The 22,449-nt window shown below is 67.0% G+C and carries 25 protein-coding genes and 1 pseudogene; 13 read left to right on the forward strand and 13 right to left on the reverse strand.

The genetic code is table 11. The features are described from left to right. Positions 1-238: 238 nt before the first annotated feature. The 5 genes and pseudogenes from Pka01_RS27660 (at position 239) to Pka01_RS27680 (ending at position 4,039) form a co-directional block, all read left to right on the forward strand. Positions 239-973 carry a hypothetical protein gene (locus Pka01_RS27660; RefSeq protein ID WP_203885827.1) on the forward strand — a complete coding sequence of 245 codons (735 nt, stop codon included), beginning with the start codon at positions 239-241 and terminating at the stop codon, positions 971-973. Positions 974-1,225: 252 nt separating this feature from the next. After that, positions 1,226-1,750: a GNAT family N-acetyltransferase gene (locus tag Pka01_RS27665; RefSeq protein ID WP_203885828.1), complete on the forward strand. Its 525-nt coding sequence runs from the start codon at positions 1,226-1,228 to the stop codon at positions 1,748-1,750. A 105-nt stretch (positions 1,751-1,855) separates the two neighbouring features. After that, a pseudogene (locus tag Pka01_RS41640) lies at positions 1,856-1,989 on the forward strand (ATP-binding protein); the annotation flags it as partial. Between the two features lie 419 nt (positions 1,990-2,408). Next, a complete protein-coding gene (locus Pka01_RS27675) occupies positions 2,409-2,825 on the forward strand; it encodes a YciI family protein (protein WP_203885829.1) in 417 nt (138 codons plus the stop codon). Next, entirely contained in the window at positions 2,825-4,039 is a 1,215-nt protein-coding gene (locus Pka01_RS27680) for an RNA polymerase sigma factor (protein WP_203885830.1), read from the forward strand. Before Pka01_RS27675 ends, Pka01_RS27680 begins: the two co-directional genes overlap by 1 nt. Positions 4,040-4,203: 164 nt before the next feature. Here Pka01_RS27680 and Pka01_RS27685 read toward each other — a convergent pair whose 3' ends face one another. Both Pka01_RS27685 and Pka01_RS27690 read right to left on the reverse strand, forming a co-directional pair. Beyond that, on the reverse strand, positions 4,204-5,121 hold the full coding sequence (locus tag Pka01_RS27685) for an oxidoreductase (RefSeq protein ID WP_203885831.1): 918 nt from the start codon (positions 5,119-5,121) through the stop codon (positions 4,204-4,206). Continuing rightward, the gene (locus Pka01_RS27690; RefSeq protein WP_203885832.1) at positions 5,122-5,616 is read right to left on the reverse strand and encodes a hypothetical protein; all 495 of its coding nucleotides are present in this window, start codon (positions 5,614-5,616) and stop codon (positions 5,122-5,124) included. Positions 5,617-5,993: 377 nt separating this feature from the next. Between Pka01_RS27690 and Pka01_RS27695 the strand changes: the two genes are divergently transcribed. Further along, the gene (locus Pka01_RS27695) at positions 5,994-6,335 is read left to right on the forward strand and encodes a YciI family protein (protein WP_203885833.1); all 342 of its coding nucleotides are present in this window, start codon (positions 5,994-5,996) and stop codon (positions 6,333-6,335) included. 181 nt (positions 6,336-6,516) lie between these two features. Beyond that, positions 6,517-7,149 (forward strand): GNAT family N-acetyltransferase, encoded by a 633-nt coding sequence (locus Pka01_RS27700; RefSeq protein WP_203885834.1) that lies wholly within the window; start codon positions 6,517-6,519, stop codon positions 7,147-7,149. Between the two features lie 106 nt (positions 7,150-7,255). Here the strand turns inward: Pka01_RS27700 and Pka01_RS27705 are convergent, their stop codons facing one another. The 4 genes from Pka01_RS27705 to Pka01_RS27720 all read right to left on the reverse strand — a co-directional run bounded on the left by Pka01_RS27705 (position 7,256) and on the right by Pka01_RS27720 (position 11,501). Next, positions 7,256-8,260 carry a LacI family DNA-binding transcriptional regulator gene (locus Pka01_RS27705; RefSeq protein ID WP_203885835.1) on the reverse strand — a complete coding sequence of 335 codons (1,005 nt, stop codon included), beginning with the start codon at positions 8,258-8,260 and terminating at the stop codon, positions 7,256-7,258. A 182-nt stretch (positions 8,261-8,442) separates the two neighbouring features. Then, positions 8,443-9,471, reverse strand: coding sequence for a pentapeptide repeat-containing protein (locus Pka01_RS27710; protein WP_203885836.1), 1,029 nt, complete (start codon positions 9,469-9,471; stop codon positions 8,443-8,445). Between the two features lie 187 nt (positions 9,472-9,658). Further along, positions 9,659-10,396 carry a YwqG family protein gene (locus Pka01_RS27715; RefSeq protein WP_203885837.1) on the reverse strand — a complete coding sequence of 246 codons (738 nt, stop codon included), beginning with the start codon at positions 10,394-10,396 and terminating at the stop codon, positions 9,659-9,661. A gap of 235 nt (positions 10,397-10,631) precedes the next feature. Continuing rightward, a complete protein-coding gene (locus tag Pka01_RS27720; protein ID WP_203885838.1) occupies positions 10,632-11,501 on the reverse strand; it encodes a hypothetical protein in 870 nt (289 codons plus the stop codon). A gap of 460 nt (positions 11,502-11,961) precedes the next feature. On the opposite strand from Pka01_RS27720, the gene Pka01_RS27725 reads away from it, so the two are divergent. Further along, complete coding sequence (locus tag Pka01_RS27725) at positions 11,962-12,360, forward strand: ACT domain-containing protein (RefSeq protein WP_203885839.1); 399 nt, start codon at positions 11,962-11,964, stop codon at positions 12,358-12,360. Between the two features lie 181 nt (positions 12,361-12,541). On the opposite strand, the gene Pka01_RS27730 is transcribed toward Pka01_RS27725, so the two are convergent. From Pka01_RS27730 to Pka01_RS27740, 3 genes are all read right to left on the reverse strand, one after another. Continuing rightward, positions 12,542-12,934: a VOC family protein gene (locus tag Pka01_RS27730; protein ID WP_203885840.1), complete on the reverse strand. Its 393-nt coding sequence runs from the start codon at positions 12,932-12,934 to the stop codon at positions 12,542-12,544. A 185-nt stretch (positions 12,935-13,119) separates the two neighbouring features. Further along, the gene (locus tag Pka01_RS27735; RefSeq protein ID WP_308442285.1) at positions 13,120-13,542 is read right to left on the reverse strand and encodes a VOC family protein; all 423 of its coding nucleotides are present in this window, start codon (positions 13,540-13,542) and stop codon (positions 13,120-13,122) included. Continuing rightward, positions 13,539-14,411: a sigma-70 family RNA polymerase sigma factor gene (locus Pka01_RS27740; protein WP_203885841.1), complete on the reverse strand. Its 873-nt coding sequence runs from the start codon at positions 14,409-14,411 to the stop codon at positions 13,539-13,541. Before Pka01_RS27740 ends, Pka01_RS27735 begins: the two co-directional genes overlap by 4 nt. A gap of 139 nt (positions 14,412-14,550) precedes the next feature. On the opposite strand from Pka01_RS27740, the gene Pka01_RS27745 reads away from it, so the two are divergent. Beyond that, positions 14,551-14,964 carry a VOC family protein gene (locus tag Pka01_RS27745; protein WP_239115392.1) on the forward strand — a complete coding sequence of 138 codons (414 nt, stop codon included), beginning with the start codon at positions 14,551-14,553 and terminating at the stop codon, positions 14,962-14,964. 199 nt (positions 14,965-15,163) lie between these two features. On the opposite strand, the gene Pka01_RS27750 is transcribed toward Pka01_RS27745, so the two are convergent. Both Pka01_RS27750 and Pka01_RS27755 read right to left on the reverse strand, forming a co-directional pair. Further along, entirely contained in the window at positions 15,164-16,072 is a 909-nt protein-coding gene (locus Pka01_RS27750) for a phosphotransferase family protein (protein WP_203885842.1), read from the reverse strand. 430 nt (positions 16,073-16,502) lie between these two features. Beyond that, positions 16,503-16,919 (reverse strand): hypothetical protein, encoded by a 417-nt coding sequence (locus Pka01_RS27755; RefSeq protein ID WP_203885843.1) that lies wholly within the window; start codon positions 16,917-16,919, stop codon positions 16,503-16,505. A 483-nt stretch (positions 16,920-17,402) separates the two neighbouring features. On the opposite strand from Pka01_RS27755, the gene Pka01_RS27760 reads away from it, so the two are divergent. Continuing rightward, positions 17,403-18,392: a S66 family peptidase gene (locus Pka01_RS27760; protein WP_203885844.1), complete on the forward strand. Its 990-nt coding sequence runs from the start codon at positions 17,403-17,405 to the stop codon at positions 18,390-18,392. 225 nt (positions 18,393-18,617) lie between these two features. Here the strand turns inward: Pka01_RS27760 and Pka01_RS27765 are convergent, their stop codons facing one another. Beyond that, a complete protein-coding gene (locus Pka01_RS27765) occupies positions 18,618-19,268 on the reverse strand; it encodes a LysE family translocator (protein ID WP_203885845.1) in 651 nt (216 codons plus the stop codon). A gap of 298 nt (positions 19,269-19,566) precedes the next feature. Here Pka01_RS27765 and Pka01_RS27770 point away from each other — a divergent pair, with 298 nt between their 5' ends. Next, positions 19,567-19,989, forward strand: a complete 423-nt coding sequence (locus Pka01_RS27770; protein ID WP_203885846.1) for a hypothetical protein — start codon at positions 19,567-19,569, stop codon at positions 19,987-19,989. A 24-nt stretch (positions 19,990-20,013) separates the two neighbouring features. On the opposite strand, the gene Pka01_RS27775 is transcribed toward Pka01_RS27770, so the two are convergent. Then, positions 20,014-20,739: a helix-turn-helix domain-containing protein gene (locus Pka01_RS27775; RefSeq protein ID WP_203885847.1), complete on the reverse strand. Its 726-nt coding sequence runs from the start codon at positions 20,737-20,739 to the stop codon at positions 20,014-20,016. 73 nt (positions 20,740-20,812) lie between these two features. Between Pka01_RS27775 and Pka01_RS27780 the strand changes: the two genes are divergently transcribed. Together Pka01_RS27780 and Pka01_RS27785 are read left to right on the forward strand one after the other, a co-directional pair. After that, entirely contained in the window at positions 20,813-21,763 is a 951-nt protein-coding gene (locus tag Pka01_RS27780) for an LLM class flavin-dependent oxidoreductase (protein ID WP_203885848.1), read from the forward strand. A 142-nt stretch (positions 21,764-21,905) separates the two neighbouring features. Next, positions 21,906-22,406 (forward strand): DinB family protein, encoded by a 501-nt coding sequence (locus Pka01_RS27785; protein WP_203885849.1) that lies wholly within the window; start codon positions 21,906-21,908, stop codon positions 22,404-22,406. The last annotated feature ends 43 nt before the right edge of the window (positions 22,407-22,449 follow it).

The following is a 22,449-nucleotide window of genomic DNA, read 5'->3' on the forward strand; positions in this document are numbered from 1 at the left end:
GCGCGGGCTCGAACTCGCCGCCGGGCTATGGCCGCGACTGTGTGAACACCCCCTGGCTCAGTTTGGACGAAGACGCCACAGGCGAGGCGGTTCCGGCGTACTCCCATAGACGTAGCTGCAGCGACACCCGGGAGAGGACGACTACAGCGATCGTCGGGCACACCATCGTGTCGTGAGCGAAACAGGGCCACGGATCAACACAGGACGTCGAGCCACCACTTTGCCGCTTGTGCTGGTCGTGGACGGCGCCGTCTTCTTCGTCGCGGCACTCATGAATGCCGGCGTGCACGTCCCGCTCGGCATCATCACGCTGCGCTTCTCCGTTCCCGTCTGGCAGGCGGGTGTCGGTGAGGTTGTGATCGGCCTCGTTTTGGTGGCTGCGGGCCTGACGCGAAGGAGGTGGCTGTCCTGGACGGCGTTCGCGTTGTCCATCGCGGGCATCGCGTTCGGCTTGAGCTCCCATCGGGTGGTCGGAGCGGCGCGGGATGTGCACGTCGTACTGGTGCCGCTCGCTGTCGTCGTGATGGTCCTTCTGCTGGGGCCGAAGGTCCGAGCCACGTGGCGCCGGGCAACGCGTCCGACGTGGGAACGATCGGCGGCCATCGCCGGCGTGCTCGCGGTCGTGGCATTCGCGACGGCGTCAGTCATCCACGCCGGCGTCACGATCCCTCTCGGCTTCGCGACCATCCGGGACCCCTTTCCGGGAGCGGTGATTCCCGAAGCCGTCATCGCCGTGGTCCTGGCCATCGGCGCGGGGTCGATTCTCATCAGCCGGCCTGAGGGTAGGGCGACCGCGTTCGCGACTACCGCGTTCGCTGTTCTGGGTACTGTCTTCGGCCTGACCATCACTGTGCCGCGAGGACTCGCAGGCGACATCGCCTACCACATAGGCATCCTCGTGTTGCTCCTTGTCATCCTTGGCATGCTGTTTCCCAGTCGGCAGCGTGGCGACGATCAAGGCCGATCGCGGTAGCCCAGCGGTGCGCACATTCCTCGCGTCGAACAGGCGTCCAGAGCCGGGTGTCGTCCATGTCGCGACAGGGCGCTGTCGCAGATTGGAGAGCGAGCTTGCACACCATCGGTGTGGGCGATCTCCAGCCGCGGTCCGGCGCGTGACGTGCGGCATGCCCCGGGAACTGCCCCCGCGCCCGCGGATCTCGCGAGGTAAGGTCCGGGCCAGGCACGCGACCTCGGCGGTCGAACGCACCACAAGGGAGGTGGCGCGATGAGCGCGCTTGAGGTACTACTGCGGCCGGTGACAGAGGACGATCTCGCCATGTTCCGGCGTTTCGCCACGGAGCCGGGATTGATCGGCCTGGACTGGACGGGGTTCCGCGATGCACAGGCCCCGGCGCGGCGCTACGCCACCGACGGTTACCTAGGTGAGGATGACAGCAGGGTCATCGTCGAGGTGGACGGCACGGCCGCGGGCTTGATGAGCTGGTCGGCCCGAGGGTTCGGGGTCTCCCGATACTGGGAGATAGGGATCGCCCTGCTTCCGGACTGGCGCGGGCGTGGCATCGGCTGGCGCGCTCAGGCGATGCTGTGCGACTACCTGTTCACTCACACTCCAGTCGAGCGCATCCAGGCGACCACCCACCCGGAGAACATCGCAGAACAGAAGTCGCTGCTGAGGGCCGGCTTCACACTGGAGGGCGTCCTACGCGCGGTGGAGTTCCGCGCCGGTCGGTGGCGCGACGGCTGGATGTACAGCAGGCTGCGGGAAGATCCGCCTCCGGCGGGTCGGTGAGCGGCCCGAGCGGCCGCAATCCGTCCAGGCGCAATCCGTCCAGCGGAACAAGTTCCGCCGATCTTTTACGGCGGATCGAACGGTGACCAGCGGTGTCTCAGGGCCAGTGTCGCCATCGCCTCCAACGAGAGCTTCAGCGGCTGGACCAACACCTTCACCGACCCCGCCTCTGCGCCGCAATCGTCGACCGACTCACCTTCGGCGGCAACATCATCGAAACCGGCACCCGACTCCTTTAGTTCGGTCGTGGTCCCGACGACCCGGATGGTTCCTACTCTCGGGTCGACATGCTTGCGCTTCAGCGCCCGCCGGCTCATCCCACCGCAGGCTTGCGAAGGTGGCCAGGAGAATCAGCATCCGGTATCGCGGATCGATGGCGTCGGCCAGGACGAAGACCTGCTTCATGGTGAGCCCCGGCCGTTCCGGCGACTCTTCCTTGCCTGCCCCCTTCCAAAACTGCGACGATGAGCTTTCTGATCAGCATGGCGTCCGCGTCAGCCATCGCTCAGGGCCAGGTCTGACGGCGCGCGTCGGACGGATTCGGCTGCGCCGCGGCGAGAGATTTCTCCGGGGCCCTGTCGATCCGCGGGCCGCTCGTTCGACGTGTGGGTGCGAGTGCGAGGGCCTAGAGGCGGCCCCGCCGGACGAGGAGAACGCGATGCCGAAATACATGCTGATCATGCGGGGCACCGATGAGTCGAACGCGGCCATGATGGCCGACATCCACGAGATGATGGCCACGACCCGCCAGTTCATCGAGGAGATGGTCAAGGCCGGCGTTCTCCTCGCGGCGGAAGGGTTGGACGATCCGGGCCAGGGCGTCGTGGTCGACTTCAGCGGCGAAGCCCCGGTGGTCACGGACGGGCCGTACGGAGAGACCAAGGAACTGTTCGGGGGCTACTTCCTGCTTGATGTCGCCTCGAAGCAGGAGGCGGTCGAGTGGGCCAAGCGGGTCCCATCGGTCAACGGGTCCAAGATCGAGGTCCGGCGGGTGGCCGGGGAGGACGAGATGCCGCAGGGCATCGAGGGCTCCGTCGAGGAACGGGCCGGGAGCAAGAGCATCGGCCGGATCTGATGGGTACGGCCGACGTCGAGGCCGTCTGGCGGATCGAGTCGGCGCGGATCGTCGCCGCGCTGACCCGGTTCACGGGCGATTTCGGGCTGGCCGAGGATGCCGCCCAGGAGGCGGTGGCCGAGGCGCTGGTGTCCTGGCCGCTCGCCTCTCCGGCGAATCCGGCCGGCTGGCTGATGGCCACGGCCCGGCGGCGGGCGATCGACGCGATCCGCCGCCGGGCCGCCCTGCAGGACAGATACACCCTGCTGGCGGCCGACCCGGTGGTCGACGAGGACATCGATCCCGACCGGATCGACGACGACATCCTGGCGCTGATGTTCGTCAGCTGCCACCCGGTGCTCTCCCCCGAAGCCCGGGTGGCGCTGACCCTGCGCGTGGTCGGCGGCCTGTCCACCGAACAGATCGCCCGTGCGTTCCTGGTACCCGTGCCGACCGTGCAGGCCCGCATCACCCGGGCGAAGAAGACGATCGCGGCGGCCGGGGCGCCGTTCGAGCTGCCGCCGGCCGGTGAGCGCCGGGAACGGCTGGGTGGCGTGCTCAGCGTCGTCTACGTGATCTTCACCGAGGGATCGACGGCCACGTCGGGCGACCGGCTGCTACGCCCCGGCGTCGCGTACGAGGCGATCCGGCTGGCCCGTACACTGGCCGCGCTGCAGCCGGACGAGCCGGAGGTGCACGGTTTGCTCGCGCTGTGCGAGCTGACAGCCGCGCGCTTCCCGGCCCGGACCGGCCCGGATGGTTCGCCGATCCTGCTGGCGGACCAGGACCGGCGGCGGTGGGACTTCTCGGCGGTCCACCGTGGGCTGGCCGCGCTGGCCAAGGCATCGGCTCGCGGGCTCGGCCCCTACGGCCTGCAGGCTGCGATCGCCGCCACCCACGCGTCGGCGCCGTCGGTGGAGGCGACCGACTGGGACCGGATCGTGGTGCTCTACGAGGCGCTCGGCCGGGTCGCGCCCTCGCCGGTGGTCGAGCTCAACCGGGCCGTCGCCGTGGCCATGGCCTCGGGTCCGGCGCAAGCCCTGGCCATCGTGGACGAGCTGATCGCCTTGGACCGGCTCCCCGGTTCGCATTTGGTTCCGACCGTACGCGGTGAGCTGCTGGCCCGCCTCGGTCGGCGACCGGAGGCGCGCGCCGAACTGGAGCTGGCGGCCCGGCTGTGCGCCAACCAGCGCGAACGCTCAGTGCTGCTGCGCAAGGCGGCCGCGCTGGGCTGACGATCAGTTGATCTTCGTTCCGATGAGGGGCGGATCATCGACCCAGGCAAGCCCAGCAGACCGCTTCCTCCGCCGCAAGCCCGGCTGCGACCGTTGGCGTCCAATCACCGTGGAAGGTGCCCACGCGAAGGGACACGTCAAGCCGGGATTGTCTCGTCGCCAAATCAGGCGAGCTTATTCACAACGACGAGGTCTTCGTCCGAAAGGACCAGATCGGCCGCCGCCATGTTCTCCTCCAGATGGGCGAGTGAGGAGGTGCCCGGGATGGCCAGAGTCACCGGGGAATGGCCGAGCAGCCAGGCGAGCGCCACCTGAATTCGGGTAGCGCCATACCGGTGGGCGATCTCGTCTAGCGCGGCGAACTGCTCGGTGGAGGGAGCCATGCCAGGCGGGGCCTGCGATAGGTCCAGGCCGGGACGGAGCATTCCAGCGGCGAGCGGGAAGTAGGCGGTGAACGCGATGCCGTCCTCCTCGCACGCGGACAGCATGTCGGCGCCGGAGCGGTCGAACAGGTGCAAGCGGTTCTGCACCGCGACCACGGGCGCGATCGCGCGTGCCTCGGCCAGCTGGCCTACCGTTACGCCGCTTAGCCCGAGGTGCCGAATAAGGCCGCGCCGCCGCAGCTCGGCCAGAGCTCCGAAGGACTCCGCGAAGGGCACCTCACTAGGGAACAGCAGCCCATCTCCGCCCATCCGCAGGTAGACCAGGTCCAGCCGGTCGCGACCCAGCCGCAGCAGGTTTTCCTCGACCTGATCACGCAGCCGCTCCGGCTCCGTGGCCGCCTCGAAGCCGTGCCACTCATCGCGGACCACGCCCACCTTGGTAGCGATGACCAGGTTGTCGGGGTAGGGGTGCAGAGCCTCTTTGATCAGGTCGTTGGCCACGTGTGGGCCGTAGAAGTCACTGGTGTCAATGTGGGTGACGCCCAGCTCCACCGCCCGGCGCAAGACGGCCAGTGCGCTCGCGTGGTCGCGCGGAGGCCCCCACACGCCGGGGCCGGGCAGTTGCATCGCCCCGTACCCGAGCCGCCCCACGGTCAAGTTGTCCGTCAGGTGTAGGACCTCGTCGGCGGGACCGGTCATTCATCGTCTCCTCGTGTCGGCCACGGGCTGGTCGCCGCGGCTGCGGGAGAGGCGGGCCTGGATCGAGGACGTGGTGATCGCGCCGTCTGGATCGCGGTCGAGCTTGCGCCGCCGCGCCAGGTCGTGCACGCCCTGGCGGGTGATGCCGAGCATCGCCGCGGCGACCGAGACCGATACCGTGGTCGCGGCCGGGTGCCCCGCGCGCCGGGCGACGGCCCCGCCCAGTGGAGTGCCCCACCAGGCGGCCGGCGGATCGAACGGACTATCGCCCGGATACAGCACGCTTACCAGGCGGATCGCCAGGAAAGCAGCTGACCGGTCGTCCTCGCCGAGCAGCACGTCCGCCCAGATTCGACTCTTGACCTCCAGAAGTTCGCGCAGCCGTTGGCCTGAGCCGGACAGTTCGTCCGGGTCGAACAGGATGTCCAGCGCATCCAGCACCCTGCTGCCGACGATCCGGCGGAGGTCCTCCGCCAGGGCGTGGTGCTCGTCCATGCCTGCCTCCTTTCTACTTGACGCCAAGCATCAAGTACTTGTCGATAATCGTCAAGTACCGAACCCGGGCCGACACGAACCACGCAGATGGACATAGTTCGCACGACCTCGATGCGTGGCGGTGACATCGAGACTTCGTGCCAGAGGCGTGCCAGATTGAACGGCGACCAGCGGGGTCTCACGGGACTTACGGTCACTCGACCATCGCTGAGCTGCACCCCTGTGCCGGCGGGTGGGCAGCAGGCATCTCACGGACCCTTCCGAGACGATCATCGCCTCAACCCGGGTGTCCGAAAAAGCGGCCAGGCTCATGCGTGGCGCGCCGACGTCGGCGAGGATGGGTGCGATCACTGAAGCGCGAAGAAGGAGTCGACGCGATGACGAAGTACCTGATCTCGTTCCCGAGCGGCGCCATGGTCTTTCCCGACGGGGATCTGCAGGCGGTTTCGGATGCGTCGCACGCCGTGGTGCAGGAGGCGAAGGACGCCGGCGTCTGGGTGTTCGGCGGTGGCATCGACGAAAGCGTTCCGCCTGTCATGGTGGATGGGGATGGGACCGTGACCGAGGGCACATACCCGCAGACGCAGCAGCTCGAAGGCGGCTACTCGGTTCTGGAGCTGCCGTCCCACGAGGCGGCACTGGAGTGGGCCGCGAAGATCGCGTTCGCGTGCCGATGCGCGCAGGAGGTCCGCGCGTTCCAGTACGATCCCGCCAGCTGACGGGCCTCGACCTCGCTGGGAATCGCATTCGGCCAGATCCCCTCCGCGGCCCAGCGCCGTCCATGTTCTGGAGCGGCGACGCGGACGAACGACCTGGGCCCGATCCACACCGCCCGACCATCCATCCCGACGCCGGTAATTCGAATGACCGCATCGGGGAAGAGCGGAACAATGGGCAGGCATGCGCCATTGGCCCCTGCTCAACCTGCGATTGACCACGCCTCGGCTTGAGCTGCGACTGCCAACCCTGGACGATCTCGACGAACTGGCTGACCGAGCCCTGGAGGGCGTCCACGACCCGGACCGGATGCCGTTCGGCATCCCCTGGACCGACGCCCCCGCAGACGAGCTACCAGGCAACGTCGTCCGGTTTCATCTCGGCGTCATCTCGCGGTGGCGACCGGAACATTGGTCCTGCAACTTCGTCGTCGTTCATAAGGGACTCGTTGTCGGTATTCAGGACGTATCCGCCTCCGACTTTCTGATCACCCGTGAGGTGCATACCGGCTCGTGGCTGGGCCGCGCTCATCAGGGCCGCGGACTTGGCACCGAGATGCGTGCCGCTGTACTGCATTTGGCCTTCGCTGGGCTTGGTGCGCAGACAGCGGTGTCCAGCGCCTTTGTCGACAACCCGGCTTCGCTGGCCGTCTCCGGCAAGCTCGGCTACCAGCCCGACGGCCTGTCGGTGTGCCAGGTGCGCGGCCAGCGAGCCGTTCAGCAACGCCTGCGCCTTGATCGAGACAGCTTCACCGATCCGGTCCCGGTCGAGATTCACGGCCTGCCGCCATGCCTGCCACACTTCGGCCTGCGGTGATTACGGTCCCGTTCTGCCAAGTCTCCCAGGAGCCTGTCGCTAGCCGCCCCGTGCCCGTCAGTGCGGTGACTCACGGCAAGCCACGGAAGCCATGAGCGAGAGGACGTCAGACGGCCAGGCTCGATCCGCGGACCACCAGCTCGGTGGCGAGTTCGATGTGGCGGGATTCGACCTTCTCGCCGGCTGCCAAACGCAGTGCCGTGTGCAGCGCGACGGCGCCCATCTCGCGCAATGGCTGCCGGACGGTGGTCAGTGGCGGCGCGGTCATCGTGGCGATCTGGGTGTCGTCGAAGCCCACCACGCTGAGGTCCTCGGCAATGCGCAGCCCCCGCGCCCTGGCGACCTGGATGATGCCGAGGGCGTTCTCGTCGCTGGCGGCGAAGACGGCCGTCGGCGGGGTCGGCAGGTCGAGCAGGGTGGTCCCCTCCTGGATCCCGTGGGGGTAGCAGAAACCCGCGGTGCGCACGTATTCAGCGGGCACGGGCACGCCCGCGGTTTCCATGGCGGCCCGGTAGCCGTGCATGCGCGCCTGGTTGGAGGCGGCGGTGGCGGGGCCGCCGAGGTAGGCGATGCGGCGGTGTCCGAGGGCCAGGAGGTGTTGCGTGGCGGACATGCCGCCGGCGAAGTTGGTCGAGCCGACGCTCGTCACAGGGCTGGCCGGCACGTTCATCGGGTCGATCACCACCACTGGCAGGTGCGCCCGGAGCAGCACCTTGAGTTGAGCCGGCGTTGGCTCTGCGGCAAGTGTGATCACCGCTCGCCGCCCGGCGTCGATTAGGCCGCGAGCCCAGGAGACACCGCCGGCCATGTGCTCGGTGCTGGTCACGACGACCGCCGCGCCCGATCCGGCGGCGGCCTGCATCACGCCCTGGACGATCTCGGCCGAGTACGCGCACAGCGGCCCGTCCACCTGCAGCTCGACCGTCGCCGTCTGCTCCGGGCGTGCCGATCGGTGCACGTAGCCATGTTCCACCAACAGGCGCTGCACCAGCACGCGGGTGGCCGGGGCGACGTCGCTGCGGCCGTTGAGCACTTTGGACACCGTGGCAACGGACACGCCCGCCGAGGCCGCGACGGTGGCCAGCGTGGCCTGCGTGGACTTGCTCGGCATTGCTTCCTCCTTGGCGCCTGAAGCGTCCCGGTAAGGCCTCACGGTGACGCCCAGGGCGCACGGCTCGCCTGGGCGCCACTGCGAAGATCTTCGCGGAAGTCTTCATCGGGTCCTTCTCCGCAGACTGCGATACCTGCCGGAATGTACCGTGAGCCGCGCGTGCCCCATAGCAATGGATCAGGTCAGGAGTCCGGCCCAAGATCGGGTCTCCACCACACTGAGGAAAGACCACTGTTGACGATGACACCGGCCTGTGGCGGCTCAAATCCCACCGGCCACGTGGTCGCCTGGTTAGCGATCGCGCCGTCGAAGAGCGCGCCATCGAGCTTGGCTCCTCGAAGAGACGCGCCTTCCAGATGCGCTCCCCGCAACATCGCCCCCGTCAATTCGACGCCCTCGATGCAGGCTCCGGCAAGGTTGGCCTCACGCAGATTGGCATTACTGAGGTCGGCGTTGTCCAGCCGTGCATCCGGCAGCCATGCTCCGCCCAGGTGCGTGCCCTCCAGATCAGCGCCGGCGAGGTCCGCGTTGGACAGATTGGCTCGGCGCAGGTCCAAGCCCAGCAGCCGCAAGGGCTCCTGCCCGTCGTGTCGAATCGCCCGTCGAGCCAGCACGGTGAGGGCCGCCTGAACATCAGCAGCCCTGGTGATCAGGTGCGGTACATCGATCCCGTCAACAGGCGTATCCGATGCGCCATCGGTATGGGGCGCTGGGGCATGCTGGCGGATGTAGGAGCAGAGAATATTCGCGATGGTCCCGGCATCGGTCGGCGAATCCCTGGCAATACGTTCCAGTGCGTAGATGCCGCCCAAGCGGACAACGAGCTGATCACTACCGAGCTGATCGGTGGCCCGGGTGAACCGTTCGGTGATCTGGCCCTGCTGGGCGATCATCAACTGGTCCTGGGCCGCCTGAAGTTGTTCGGTCGTCGCCCGGAGGTTGAGCTGGAGCTGCTCGCGGCTGACCTGGAACTGACGCCAGGTGATGTACACACCGAGCAGCAGCGCCAGTCCACCAAGCCCCTGCACCATGAGGCCCCGTGCGTCATGCTGGGCACGAACGGCGTCCGCGGCGTTGCCGAACGCACTGCGCGGGGCGAAGTAGGCGGGCAGCACGCCGACCGCCACGACCAGCACACTCACCATCACGATGCCGATCAGCAGCCATACGAATCCACGGCGGGCAACACGTGATCCAGGCCGATGATCCATAGAGGCATGATTACATCGCGATCCCACCCCAACCAGTGCCACAGCCGTACTCGTGCTCGGGTCACTCACGACCGGCCCCAGCCGCAGGTGGCAGCCTCCGCGAGGCATGTTCGCTGCAATCCCCAAGCTGACGGCAGGGGCTCGATTCCGCTCACCCGTTACGGCGCACCGGCGCCTGCCACCGGTCCTACGACCACTGGCTGACACCCACGACAGGCCGATCTGGGCACTCCCGGCAGATGAACAGATATGCCGACCCGGCGTCACCGATCATGATGTCGGCGGGACCCATCCGCTCGGGGTCGAAATCCGAGCCGAGGAGGTGCCGTTCTTCGAGCGGGACCCATCTGGTCGCGGATCCTGGATCGTATTCCCAACTGGCGATCGTCAGCAGATGCTCCATCTCGTGACTGTGGTCGCATCTGACGGCCTCAGGGGACTGAACCCAGTCGACCCACCCACCGACCTTCGTTCCCGGAGCGACCGACAGGTGGTACTGGTAACTCCATTCTTCCGAATCATCCAGAGATGACTCCCACTCACCGATCTCCTTGGCCAGTTCCGCCGCCGTCTCCCAGGCTGGATATTCCTCGACCCGCTCAGGAGAGAGCACACACGGCCGCGGAAGGTACCCCTCCTCGCTGGCCACTGGCTGTGGAATCTCGCCGAGGATGTTCGCGACGACATTCGAGTCACGCCAGAGCACGCCGACCACGGGCCGGTAGTCGGATTCGTGAACGAAGGGGCACCACAACACCTGGCACACGTCCGCACCCGGCGGAAACGGTAGTTCAGGCACATCCCGGGCGTAGATCTGGAGGATCGGCACCATCGCGATCGGCTGCGAGTCCGAGAGGTCCTCATGGTCGGAGGACTCACAGAATTGCCAAGGTTCGCCGGCGGGCCAGAGCAGCGGTCCGCCCATGGAACTATCCGTCGGGGACGGCGTCCCGGGGCGCGGGTGCAGCCGGACGGCGGTCCTGTCCCAGCCGGCCAGTGCAGGGAAAAGTTCTGCCACATCGAACGGGGCCGGAGGCGTCGTCAGTTTCATGTCGTCCACTCCGATCGTCACAAGTACCGTCAGACGGCACACCGTAAGTCAGTGCACCGACAGAACGAACCTTGGGCAGTCGGGCGGGGTGAACGGGCGCGCCGGCTTCCTACTGCCAGGTCACCGCGAGTTCGCCCGCCAGGAACTTACGCGCGTTCTTGATCTGCGCCTGATTGATGATCTTTATGCGGTCCAGCCGAGCCTGATTCTTCGCGATGATCCTCTGCTGGCTGTCGCGGTATGCCGCCTGCCGCGCACCGGAGTAGTTCGTCTCCATCCTGCACGTCTCGTCCGCACTGGCTGTCGCGATCTCCGCCGGGCTCCCTCGTAACTCGCCGAACTGATCAGTCGCCGCGTCGTAGGACCATCTCGGATCTCCGAACGCGGCCACTGGATCCGGGTAGTCGAAGCCCGCATCCTGCATGCATTCGCTCCACACCCGCATGGCCTCACGGATGCGAACGTCCTTGTACGCGCCATCCGACGCCTCGTCGGCCATCCTGAGAAGGTCCTCTTCCTCGCGCACCCTGCCCGGCTTGCCGCCAAGGAGGTCCAGGGATCCCTGGTCAAGAAGCGCCTCCGTCATGCCCGAGCATCCGCCGGCAGGTACGGCCTTGCCGTGGAACTTGCGCCTCTTGCCCTCAAGGACGATGAACTGCTCATCGGTCACGGAATATGTGGTGAAGCTCTGGGTGAGTTGGGCGGGCGGACCTGTGTAGCCGTACTTCTCCACCTGCTGGTCACCCATCCAGTGGAGGTAGTCGGCGTTCCTGTGCCGCTCGGGCCACTCGGGGGACGGCGGAAGAGCCTTCAATTCCACGCCGAACGTCCGGGTGCAGTCGGCGAGCATCATGAAGCGGGCCTTTTCGACGATCTTGCGCTCGGCCGGGGACAGATCGTAGGCGTCCAGCGGAAGAGTCAGGTCGGCGACAGTACGCGGAGTCGGAATCGCGCCCGCCGCGACATCCTTCCTGGCCATTCCGCAACTCGTCGCGCCGATGACTACGAGAAGGCCCACCAGCACACGGCACGCATTCATGGTGATCGCGGCGGAACTCCGTCCGGCAGATAACGGCATTTCGCAGATACTGCCACCTAGTCGCCGACATAGAGCGCAGTTCGATCATGATGTGATCGGAAAGTGCCGGTGCTCGACCGTGCGATTAAACGGCTGGACCGTGCTGCGTCGCCTCAGTTTGCGATCGCCGTGACCAGATCACTCTGACCACGCTGAGGAGGAACAGGCCGGTGGAGATGAAGTACTGCGGAACCTGCCCCCGGAACTCCATTTCACGAACATTCTGGAGTTCCTCCCCGAGGGCCTTTAGCAGGTCCGGCCGCGTCAAAGGCCAAGCCGCTCCCCGAGCCAATCGACAATCGCGGCCCGACATCGTCTCCCCCGAAAGTGCAGGTCGCATGCGACGCGTAGGCTCTTGATCGTGGCTGGTGAGAGTGATCTGCGCAAACTGCTGACCAATATGCATCCTCAGCTGAATCCGGGCTGTTACGTGTTCACTACCGTCGAGGGCGACGTCCCGCCCGGTGTCACCCCCGTCGTCATGGTTAGCGAAGATGAGGGCGTCACGCTGGTCGTGCCGCAGCAGGAGGCTGACGCGGCGGGGTTGGCGTATGAGTACGTGGCGGGCTGGATCACGCTGCGGGTTCACTCGGCGCTTGAGGCGGTCGGTCTGACTGCCGCCGTGGCGCGGGAACTCGCCGATATCGGGCTGAGCTGCAATGTGGTCGCCGGTTTCTATCACGACCATCTGTTCGTGCCGTACGAACATGTCGCTGAGGCGGTTGCTGTGCTGGAGAACCTCGCGCGACGATCCGCCTGAGGTGGCGCGCGGTAGTCCACCTTGTCGAACTTCGGCTTGTCCAGCGCCTCCTGGGCGACCTTGCCCAACGCGTCGGCGACGGCCTCGATCGCGCTCCGCGGCGGTGTGCTGGTAGATCAGAGCCTGTCCCTGGCCTGGCCGGGTGTGGCGTGTCCAGGGACCCTGCGCGAGGAATCCTGGATCAGGAGGCGTAGGTGGTGACTTTCCACAGATAGCCATCCGGGTCGCTGAAGTAGCCGAAGTACCCGCCCCACCGGGCGGGAGCCGCCTCCTTGACCACGCTGCCGCCGGCAGCCACCGCCTTGCGCATGATCTCATCCACCGCCTCCCGTGAGTCGGGGTTGACGTGGAATGAGGCGCCGCGGAAGCCGGATCCCTCCGCGGGGACGCCGGCGTCCTGTGCCGCCGCCTCCCATTCGTAGAGAGCCAGCCGCGGGGATCCCTCCCCCAGGCTGAACGAGATGAAATGGCGGGTGTCCTTGTCGAGCATGCAGCCCAGGCCTTCGGCGTAGAACTTCTTGGCGCGGGCCAGGTCCTCGACGCCGAGCATGATGGTGCTCATCTGCAGTGACACGGTTCTCTCCTGATGATTTCGGTGTATGTGCTGCCTGAATCGGCAGGTGTGACGTCCCGGGTGGGTCAGGCGGTCACATCGGCGTGGTTCGGCCGGCCAATTGGTATGACCGGCGAAACGGAGGAATGTGACTGACGGCCGAGCGGGTGGGGTGTCCCGGCTGTTCCGCGACGCGTGTGCCGGGACTACCGGCCGCGCTGGGTGAATCGCACCATATTGCCGGAGGGATCGAGGAAGGCACAGTCGCGGACGCCGTCGGGCTGGTTGATCGGTTCTTGCATCACTTCAGCGCCCGCGGCCTCGATGTGCTCGAAGGCGGCGTCGCAGTTGTCGGTCACGAAGACAAGACGCCCCAGCAGGCCCTTGGTCATCAGGTCCTCGATCGCCCGCCGGTCAGCCGACGAGACACTCGGGTCCGCGGCGAGGAAGTCGAGGAGGATCTGCACGTCCGGCTGCGACGGCGGGCCGACGCTCACCCACCGCATCCCCTCGAATTCGACGTCTTCACGTACCTCGAAGCCGAGCACGTCACGGTAAAAGCCGAGCGCCTCGTCAACGTCGTGTACAGCGAGAGTGCAAGACGAGAGCTTGAGATCAATGCCGGTCAACGCAGTTCCTCGTCACGGGCGGAAAGAAAGACGATGTCGAGGTCGCGAAGCCGGTCCGGGTCGGTGTCGATGGTGATGCGGGTGATCTTCCCGTCGCTGATGGCGAACATGAAGACGGCCTTCGGCCGGCCGCGGTGCGACCAGACGGCCGCCGGAACACCTTCGACCAGAGCCAGCCGCGCGGCCTGAGCCCGCCCGGCGAAGAAGCCCGCCACCGCATGGCCGCCGCGGACCTCGCCGACCACGACGTCCGGATCGAGCAGTTCGAGCAGTGCGGCGAAATCCCCGCCCCGGGCGGCGGCCAGAAAGGCCGCCACGATCTCCCGCTTCGCCGACCGCCCCGCGTCGGATGCGCCGGCCGCTCCCTGCACCCGCCGCCGGGCGCGGCTGGCCAGTTGCCGGGCCGCCACCGGGGAGCGGTCGATGACGGCGCCGATCTCGCCGAACGGCACAGCGAAGACGTCGTGCAAGACGAACGCGAGCCGCTCGACGGGAGTCAGCGTGTCCAGCACCACCATCAGCGCGACACCGACCGAATCGGCCAGCAGCGCCTCATCCTCGGGATCGGCCTGGCCGGTCGGGTGGATGCTCGCATGCGGCGCGGCCGGCTCGGGCGGCAGCGCCCCGGCCGACTCCTCACGCCGGTTCCTGCGTGCCTCGAGCATGTTGAGGCAGACCCGGGCGACGATCGTGGTCAACCATCCGGCCGGGTTCTCCACCTGGCCGGTGTCAGTGCGGCTGACCCGCAGCCACGCCTCCTGCACCGCGTCCTCGGCTTCGCCGGGTGAGCCGAGCATCCGGTAAGCCACCGCATGCAAACGGTCCTGGTGCTCGGCGAACCGCTCGCTTAGCCAGTCCTGCTCGGTCATTTGTCACATTCCTCCGTTTTGCCGGTCATACCTATTGACCGGCAAACCCACGCGAATGTGACCGTCCGGGCCCGGCCCAGACGTCACGCCAGCCGGTTCAGGCAGCACGTACACCTCAAGCAGTACAAGGAGACACAGCATGAAAGCGCATGTGAGTTCGATCCTCCTCGGCGTCCGGGACCTGGACCGGGCCAAGCAGTTCTACACAGAAGGGCTCGGCTGGAAGGTCAAGGACGACTACGGCGTCTCGGTGTTCTTCGAATCGGACGGGGGCTCACTCGTCGGCTTCTACGGCCGCGAAGGCCTGGCCGGCCAGGTGGGCACGAGCCCGGAAGGCAGCGGCTTCAGCGGGATGGCCCTCACCTACGTCGTCCGTAGTGAAGCGCGGGTCGACGAGATCATCGCAGAGGCCGAGAAGGCCGGCGCCACGATCCTCAAGCCCGCCGGCGCCCTGCCGTGGGGAGGGTACGGCGGCTCCTTCGCGGACCCGGACGGTTACATCTGGAGTCTCGGCTACAGCGCCCAGGGAACGGACCAGCCCTACGCGGAGTAGTAGGCGTTGAGGAGCGCTTCTGGCGAGTGTGGGTACGCGGCCACTGACGGGCACACTGGCCGGATTCCTCTGGACGGACGGTCCCTCATCATGACCGACACCGCAGACCAGGTTCGGCGTCGACGCGAGATCGTGTCGACGCCGAACCACCGCGTTGTCACCCGAGGCCTTTGCGTCGCTCCAGCCCCTCAACTTCGCGTCAACGCCCCCTCTCGGTGGCCGCCCCGCCGAGGTGCCGCGCTGCGAGTTCGCGTGCCCTGAAGTGGACGCGAGCGATCCCCGTCGGGCTGTTGAACGCGGCGTAGGGCGGCCAGAGGAAGACCAGGACGGCGAGTACTTCCGCCACCAGGGCGCGTTCCAGAAGGCTGCGGTCGCCGGGGCGATGGTCCGAGTAGCCATCGATCAGCGCCCGGGGCACGACCGTGCCTGAAGGGGTTGCGCGCACACTGAGGAAGGCCAGGTCGGAGACGGGCCGGCCGACTCCGGCCGACTGCCAGTCGCAAAAGACCGGCGAGCCCGCGGCATGCACGATGTTGTCGGTGTGGCAGTCCCCATGGACGAAGACCGGCGGTAGCGCACTGATCTGCTCCCGGAGTTCGGCACGACGGGCGATGAGCTCGGAAAGCTGGGGAAGCGGGGCCGCCCAGAAGGCGGTGATCTCCGTGAGGTTCGGGGTGGCGAGGGCCTGCAGCAGCGCATCGGGCCGGTTCCAGTCGCCGGCTGTCGGCAGAGGCATGCTGTGCAGGGCCGCCAGGTGCCTGCCCAGGCTGGTCCACATACCCGGGGTCCATGACGTAGCGTCTTGGGGCCGACCCGCCGCCGCGAGAAGTACGGCCACGCCCTCCTCGGTGTCCAGAAAGTCGAGGAGGCGCGGGGTGCACACGGGGGCGGTCGGTGCGAGGTACCGGTAGAAGCGCAGTTCTCGCCGGGCAGCCGCCAGCGCCTGAGCACTCAGCGTGGCCGGAGTCGCCTTGAGGTACGCGGCCTCGCCGTTGATCGTCCGCACGGCATGGACACCGGCGCCGGATCGGGACTCGACCCGCGCGGCGCATCGCTCGGCGACCACGCGAAATTCTCGTAGCGCCAATTCCACGAGTTCGCTCGGCACGAGAACAACTCCTTCTTGAGGCGTTCGTGCGCGACCGCCGGCGTCCGACTTGGGATGCCACTCGATCAGCTCCCCCGTCTTCATCTCAGACACTGGCGGCTCGACCTTGACCGTGCGCGCTTCCAGATCGAGGTTGTACCGACGCAAGGCCGCCAGTACCCCAACGCAGCCTGCCGAAAGGTGCGAGGAGGATCAGGGCTCGAAATCGAAACGAGAATTCCCACGAACGGGTGGCATGCGCAAGTACGCGGAGGTCGGCGACTCGTTCCACTCACCGCTTGAGCACCGCGCCCGCAGCGGAACCCTGCACCTGTAGCGACCTCCGACGCGGTCCGGCGCCTACCCACGGGGTGCCGACGGATCATCGGGGTAGGCGGCCGGACCTGCAACGGGCTGGGGTGGGGCGGACAGGGATCAACTCTCCCGCATGTCACATCTCGCGCTCTTCGGGCCTCAGCGGCCAGTCGCGGAGAGGCAAGTGAGCCAATCTCCAGAATACGATGAACGGGAAAAAGAAAACGCCGTATACCGGGACCAGATAAAAAAGACAGTCCCTGGGCCGATACGACACCTTCCTCAGAACCAGGAACAGGAACAGCATTGGCGAAAATTCAACGGAAAGCGTGATCACGTCCCCGAAGCCGAAAGGCTCCCAACGGGTTCGATGATCGATCTGCTTCGCAAGGATAAGCGGCCCAATTACACAACAGATCCAGAGTATGAACGTAAGAAGAAGGCGAACGGCTTTGTGCCGCCGAACTCTTACCGCCCAGTGCATGTCGACGTTCGGCGAGCCGTGTTCTGTCACCATGTTCAGCTCACGCTTCCTAGGTGACTCGACTTCCATCTTCCGATGGCCGCGTCGGCCCCCGGTGCTTCCCGAGTTGTTCGACGAGGAAATCTACGAATTTGCTCACGAGCAGGAAACCTGACATGACCAACGTGATTACGAGCCAGTAAGACCACGGCATGTTTGCCAGGTAGGGACTGAACGCGATGCCGGCGGCCAACCATCCGAACATGACCAACGCGAGACCACGACAGATCCTGGTGAGAAGAGATCTCCAGGGCTGCATGCCGCACACTCTCCCACAAGCGAAGACCGCAGAGCGCAGGCCGCGTGCCAGATACGTGCAGATTGAACGGCGATCAGCGGGGACGTCGGGGCAGCAGTCCCGGGACAGGACGACGTGTGGCCCGGTTCTTGTGGCCCGTCCAGGCCGCCGCGATCGCTCGTCCTCCGCCATCGGCATGACCGAGCGGTCTTTCCAAGCCGAGTCCGCCGAAAAATGAGAGTCGCATCTCCGGGACCGCCCGTTACGCTCCGACAATGGATGCGATCTTCCCGCCGAAGCTGAGCGAAGGCGACGTCATACGAGTGGTGGCGCCGGCCAGGTCCCGCGCGATGGTCGCGGAGCACGACCACGCCCACATCATCGAATCCCGGTTCGCCGACCTCGGCCTGACGTTGTCCTACGGCCGCCATGTCGACGAACGTGACTCCTTCGACTCCTCCAGCATCGCCTCTCGGGTCGCCGATCTGCACGAGGCCTTCGCGGATTCCTCAGTGGCAGCGATCATGACGGTCATCGGCGGTTACAACTGCAACGAACTCCTGCCGTTCCTGGACTGGGAGCTGATCCGCGCCAACCCCAAGATTTTGTGCGGATACTCCGACATCACAGCCCTGCAGAACGCCATCCTCGCCCGGACCGGGCTGGTCACCTTCTCGGGGCCGCACTGGTCGACGTTCGGAATGCGTGATCACTTCGAGCAGACCCTGCAGTGGTTCACCGAGGTCATGTTCGGCTCCGATCCGATCGCTCTGACTCCGGCAGACGATTGGAGTGACGATCTCTGGTTCCTCGACCAGGACAAGCGCGACCTGATCCCCAACGAGGGATGGTGGCCGATCCGGCCCGGCACCGCCGAAGGAAGAATCGTCGGCGGCAATCTGTGCACCCTGAACCTGCTGCAAGGCACCTCGTACATGCCGTCTCTCGACGGTGCCATCCTGATCGTCGAGGACGACTCCGAATCACATCCGGCGACCTTCGCCCGAGATCTGACATCGCTGCTTCAACTTCCCGAAGCCGCCGGCATCCGGGCCCTGGCGATCGGGCGCTTCCAGAAGGCGAGCCACATGACGCGCTCGCTACTGGAACAGATCATCTCCACCCAGCCGTCTCTGACCGGCATCCCGGTGCTCGCCAACATCGACGTCGGCCACACCTCCCCCTTGGCCACGTTTCCGATCGGCGGTCAAGCTCAAGTCACTGTCCTCAGCGACGAGGTGAGCCTGACGCTGCGGCGACACTGACCTCGCCACGGCCAAGCGTCACCGAGCACGGATTCCCCAGCTCCCGCAAAGTCGCACCGGACTGCGAGACGAAGGTGTTCCCCGTGCGCCGCAGATCATGGAAGTGCGGCGAGACCATCACTCGAGTTCAGCTCTAAGACTTCTCAGCGGCGGCACGGGATCACGTGGCTCCCGAACACCGCTGCCATCATCCGGGACATCCCTGGTCCATACGGTCACAGGCGGTCAGTGGGTCGAGGTGGCCACGCGCAGGCCCAAGGCAATGAGAACGGCGCCGCTGACAGCTTCCAGGCGACGACGGATCACCGGCCGGCGGAACCAGGCTCCGGCACGGCCCACCGCGGCCGCCAGGGTGAGATAAAGAGCGGTCTCGATCGCCACCTGCGCCAGTGCCAGCAGAGCGGTGGTGGCGAACAGCGGCCGGTTCGAGGGCACGAACTGCGGATAGAAAGCGATCATGAACACTGCGGCTTTCGGGTTCGCGAGCATCACCACGATGCCCTCGCCGAAGGCCGTCCACCAGCCCCGCGTGCTGCGCGCCAGCGCCTCTTCAACGACCTCCGGCGTCACTTCGGCCCCGCGGCTGCGCCAGGCCGTACGCCAGGCCTTCACCCCGAGATACAGCAGAAACAGCCCACCGATCACGCGGAGGACGACGAAGGCCACCTCCGAGGCGGCGACCAGGGCGGCCAGGCCGCCTGCGGCGCACAGCGCCCAGACATACAGACCCGCCTCCAGCCCCAGCACCGTGGGCACCGCTCCGGTGAAGCCACGCAGCGCGGCACGACGGAAGATCAATGCCATCGCCGGCCCCGGCGAGGCCGAGATCAGCACGACGGCGACCACGAAGGCCGGCAAGGAGGCGACCAGATCCATGCTGCGATCATGTCAGCACTTTCCGCGAGCTCAACCTGTTCGTACACGGACGTCGAGGACATCGTTTCCCCAGCTCGGACCGCATGATGGCTTCCCAAACTGACAGCGCGGGGTCGATTCCCGTCACCCGCTCCAACGACGAAAGCCCAGGTCAGCATCTCGCAGACGCCCTGAGTGGCGTTGAAGGCACGGTAGACGCCGCCTCGCGACCCACGCCCTGCCATTCCCTCCGAGGAATTGTCGGGTGAAGGCCCGTTCTCGCAAGGTGATCGGTACACGCCCCGACCGAGGAGAAACGGTGACCGATATCCACACACAGGAACTGGCCGGCCGCTACATCGCGCTCTGGAACGAGCCGGACGCCGGAATGCGCAGAAAGGCGATAGAGGAGGTGTGGGCCGCGGACGGGACCCATGTCCTCCAGCCGCCCCAGGAGATCCGGGAGATCGCCGCGGGGCTGGGCTTCGACTCCACCACCCTTGAGGCCCACGGGTACGACGAGATCGAGGTGCGGGTGATGCGCTCCTACGAGAAGTTCGTCGCCCCCGGGGAGTTCTTGTTCCGGCCCCGCGGGGACGCCCTCCGCCTGCACGACGTCGTCAAGTTCACCTGGGAGATGGTGCCCGTCGGGGGCGACGGGGCGGTGGGCGGCGGCCTGGAGGTGCTCGTGCTCGGCGAGGGCGACCGTGTCATCGCCGACTACATGTTCCCCGGGCTCTGACGGACCGGCCGCCGTGGTCGCGGCTCACCCGGCCAGCAGTGCCGCCGTGGTCGCGTCGGCAGGCAGGAACGCCTCCAGCTTCAGCTCCGCCACGGTCACGTCGAGAGCGGTCGCGAAGGTCGTGATCGTGGTCGTCAGCCGCAACTCGCCGCGCGCCGAGCGCAGCCGTACCGGGACGGCGAAGCCCACGTGGTCGGGCCCCGGCGCGGCGTGCGGCACGTAGCCGGACAGCTCTTCGTACAGGTCGTCCCGGGGGATGCGGTCGAGGATGTGCTGCGCCCACTGCTCCAGGTTGACGATTCGCGGCGCCAGGCCCTCCGGGTGCAGGGAGAGGCGCAGCACGTTGACCGGCGGGCGCAGCAGGTGCTCCGCCACGCCCTGGGTGAGCAGGTCGAACGCGTCGTTGGCGAGCACCAGCTCGTGCCGCGCGTCCACGACGATCGCGGGATAGGGCAGATGCCCGGTCAGGATGTGCCGCAGCGCGGTGCGCACGTGCTCCAGGCCGGGGTCGTCCAGCGGGGTCTGCGGGTAGACGGGGGCGTAGCCGGCCGAGAGCAGGAGCTCGTTGCGCTCCCTCAGCGGCAGCTCCATCGACTCGCTGAGCCGTACGACCATGGACCGACCAGGCCGGGAGCGGCCGCTCTCCATGAAGCTGAGATGGCGTTGCGTCGTGCCCGCGCGCAGTGCGAGGTCGAGCTGGCTGAGACGGCGGTGCTGCCGCATCGAGCGCAAGGCATGGGGGAAGTCCATTCCCCCAGCGTGCCAGACTTCCATTCCTTCGAGGGAATTGTCGTCATTTCCTGAATACAGCAGGATCCGTCCAATGAACATACGAATGGGTGTCCTGCTCCCCACCAACCACAGCCAGTGGGACGACGCCCGGCGGCTGGTCGACTTCGGCGTCCACGCCGAACAACTCGGCTACGACTCGGTGTGGGCCAACGACACCCTGCTCGGCCCGCGCATCGAGCCGCTGGCCATGCTCGCCGCCCTCGCGTCGGCGACCGGGCGCGTCACGCTCGGCACGGCGACGCTGCTGCCCGCCTTCCGCCGTCCGGTCACAGCCGCGCAGGAGCTCGCCTCCATCGACCACTTGTCCGCTGGGCGGTTGGTCGTCACTGTGGGCGCGGGCTTCCCCGGTCGGTCGGAGATCGAGTACGCGGTGTCGGAGGTGCCGTGGGAGCGCCGCTTCGGACGGCTGGACGACACGGTGGCCCTGTGGCGGGCACTGTGGGCGGGCAAGCGGGCCTTCCACGGCAAGGTGCTGCGCTTCGACGAACTGCCCGAGTCCACGCCCTCCTACCGGCCCGGTGGCCCGCCGATCTGGCTGGGCGGGGCGAGCCCGTCGGCGCTGGAGCGTGCCGGGCGGCTTTACGACGGCTGGCTGCCCTACCCGCCCGATCCCGCCGACTACCGGGCGGGCCTCCAGGCGGTACGGCGCGTGGCGGTGCCGGCGGGGCGCTCTGTGGACGCGGTCACCCCGGCGCTGTTCGTCACAGTGCTGGTCACCGACGACGTGGAAGGGGGAGAACGGCGGCTCGACGACTACTGCCGGGCCACATACGGCCTGCCGTACGAGACCGTGCGGACGATCCAAGCGATCGTCGCGGGCCCGGCCGAGCAGGTGGCCGCCACGCTGGCCCGCTACGCGGAAGCAGGCGCGGAACACCTCGTCTGCCGCATCGCGGGGCCGTCCCTCGACACGCAGTTCGACCAACTGGAGCTCATTGCCAGGATCGTCCGCCCAGCGGTCGGAAAGCCGTCCGGCCATTGAGCGTGTCCGGAGTCTGAGGGCTGCGCAGCAGCGAAATGCGGCAACTGGGCCGTGCACCCATGGTGAGAGGTTTCCCGCGTTCCTCAGATCTGGCATAGTCCCCAGGCGTATGACGACGGCCGCGATGCCCAAGGGGATGACCATGGCTCCCACCAGCACGATGACCGCGGAAGCCGTCGCCCTGCGGCACTTCCTCGACGCTCAGCGGACCAGCGCGCTGGCGATCCTCGACGGACTCACCGACGAGCAGTTGCGGACCGCGGTCCTGCCCTCGGGGTGGACGCCACTCGGGCTGATCAAGCATCTGGGTTACGCCGAGCGCCACTGGTTCCAAAGCGTGTTCTGCGGAACTGCGGCCGACGTGCCGTGGCCCGATGACGACGAGGAGTTGATGACCTCGGCACATCCGGCTGTGGAGGTGTTCGCCTTCTATCGGGACCAGTGCGAACGCGGCAATGCCCTGCTGGCCACGACGCCGCTGGACACGAAGCCGGTCGGGCGGCACGGCAGTGACCCGGACGACGAGTTCACCGATTTACGCGGGATCGTTCTCCACATGATCGAAGAGACCGCCCGGCATCTCGGCCACCTCGACGCCGCGCGCGAGCTCCTCGACGGCCGCACCGGCCTCGGCCCGCGCTAGCCTCACTCCCATCAGTTGATCTTGGTTTCAGTGAGGGGCGGAT

It is taken from the genome of Planotetraspora kaengkrachanensis, from assembly GCF_016862895.1.
Taxonomy (GTDB): Bacteria; Actinomycetota; Actinomycetes; order Streptosporangiales; family Streptosporangiaceae; genus Planotetraspora; species Planotetraspora kaengkrachanensis.

Coding starts and splice junctions, on each gene's coding strand:
- Pka01_RS27665 (WP_203885828.1), top strand. CDS start 1,226: ATGAGCGCGCTTGAGGTACTACTGCGGCCGGTGACAGAGGACGATCTC.
- Pka01_RS27675 (WP_203885829.1), top strand. CDS start 2,409: ATGCCGAAATACATGCTGATCATGCGGGGCACCGATGAGTCGAACGCG.
- Pka01_RS27680 (WP_203885830.1), top strand. CDS start 2,825: ATGGGTACGGCCGACGTCGAGGCCGTCTGGCGGATCGAGTCGGCGCGG.
- Pka01_RS27685 (WP_203885831.1), bottom strand. CDS start 5,121: ATGACCGGTCCCGCCGACGAGGTCCTACACCTGACGGACAACTTGACC.
- Pka01_RS27690 (WP_203885832.1), bottom strand. CDS start 5,616: ATGGACGAGCACCACGCCCTGGCGGAGGACCTCCGCCGGATCGTCGGC.
- Pka01_RS27695 (WP_203885833.1), top strand. CDS start 5,994: ATGACGAAGTACCTGATCTCGTTCCCGAGCGGCGCCATGGTCTTTCCC.
- Pka01_RS27700 (WP_203885834.1), top strand. CDS start 6,517: ATGCGCCATTGGCCCCTGCTCAACCTGCGATTGACCACGCCTCGGCTT.
- Pka01_RS27705 (WP_203885835.1), bottom strand. CDS start 8,260: ATGCCGAGCAAGTCCACGCAGGCCACGCTGGCCACCGTCGCGGCCTCG.
- Pka01_RS27710 (WP_203885836.1), bottom strand. CDS start 9,471: ATGGATCATCGGCCTGGATCACGTGTTGCCCGCCGTGGATTCGTATGG.
- Pka01_RS27715 (WP_203885837.1), bottom strand. CDS start 10,396: ATGGGCGGACCGCTGCTCTGGCCCGCCGGCGAACCTTGGCAATTCTGT.
- Pka01_RS27720 (WP_203885838.1), bottom strand. CDS start 11,501: ATGGCCAGGAAGGATGTCGCGGCGGGCGCGATTCCGACTCCGCGTACT.
- Pka01_RS27740 (WP_203885841.1), bottom strand. CDS start 14,411: ATGACCGAGCAGGACTGGCTAAGCGAGCGGTTCGCCGAGCACCAGGAC.
- Pka01_RS27745 (WP_239115392.1), top strand. CDS start 14,551: ATGAAAGCGCATGTGAGTTCGATCCTCCTCGGCGTCCGGGACCTGGAC.
- Pka01_RS27755 (WP_203885843.1), bottom strand. CDS start 16,919: ATGGAAGTCGAGTCACCTAGGAAGCGTGAGCTGAACATGGTGACAGAA.
- Pka01_RS27760 (WP_203885844.1), top strand. CDS start 17,403: ATGGATGCGATCTTCCCGCCGAAGCTGAGCGAAGGCGACGTCATACGA.
- Pka01_RS27765 (WP_203885845.1), bottom strand. CDS start 19,268: ATGGATCTGGTCGCCTCCTTGCCGGCCTTCGTGGTCGCCGTCGTGCTG.
- Pka01_RS27775 (WP_203885847.1), bottom strand. CDS start 20,739: ATGGACTTCCCCCATGCCTTGCGCTCGATGCGGCAGCACCGCCGTCTC.
- Pka01_RS27780 (WP_203885848.1), top strand. CDS start 20,813: ATGAACATACGAATGGGTGTCCTGCTCCCCACCAACCACAGCCAGTGG.
- Pka01_RS27785 (WP_203885849.1), top strand. CDS start 21,906: ATGGCTCCCACCAGCACGATGACCGCGGAAGCCGTCGCCCTGCGGCAC.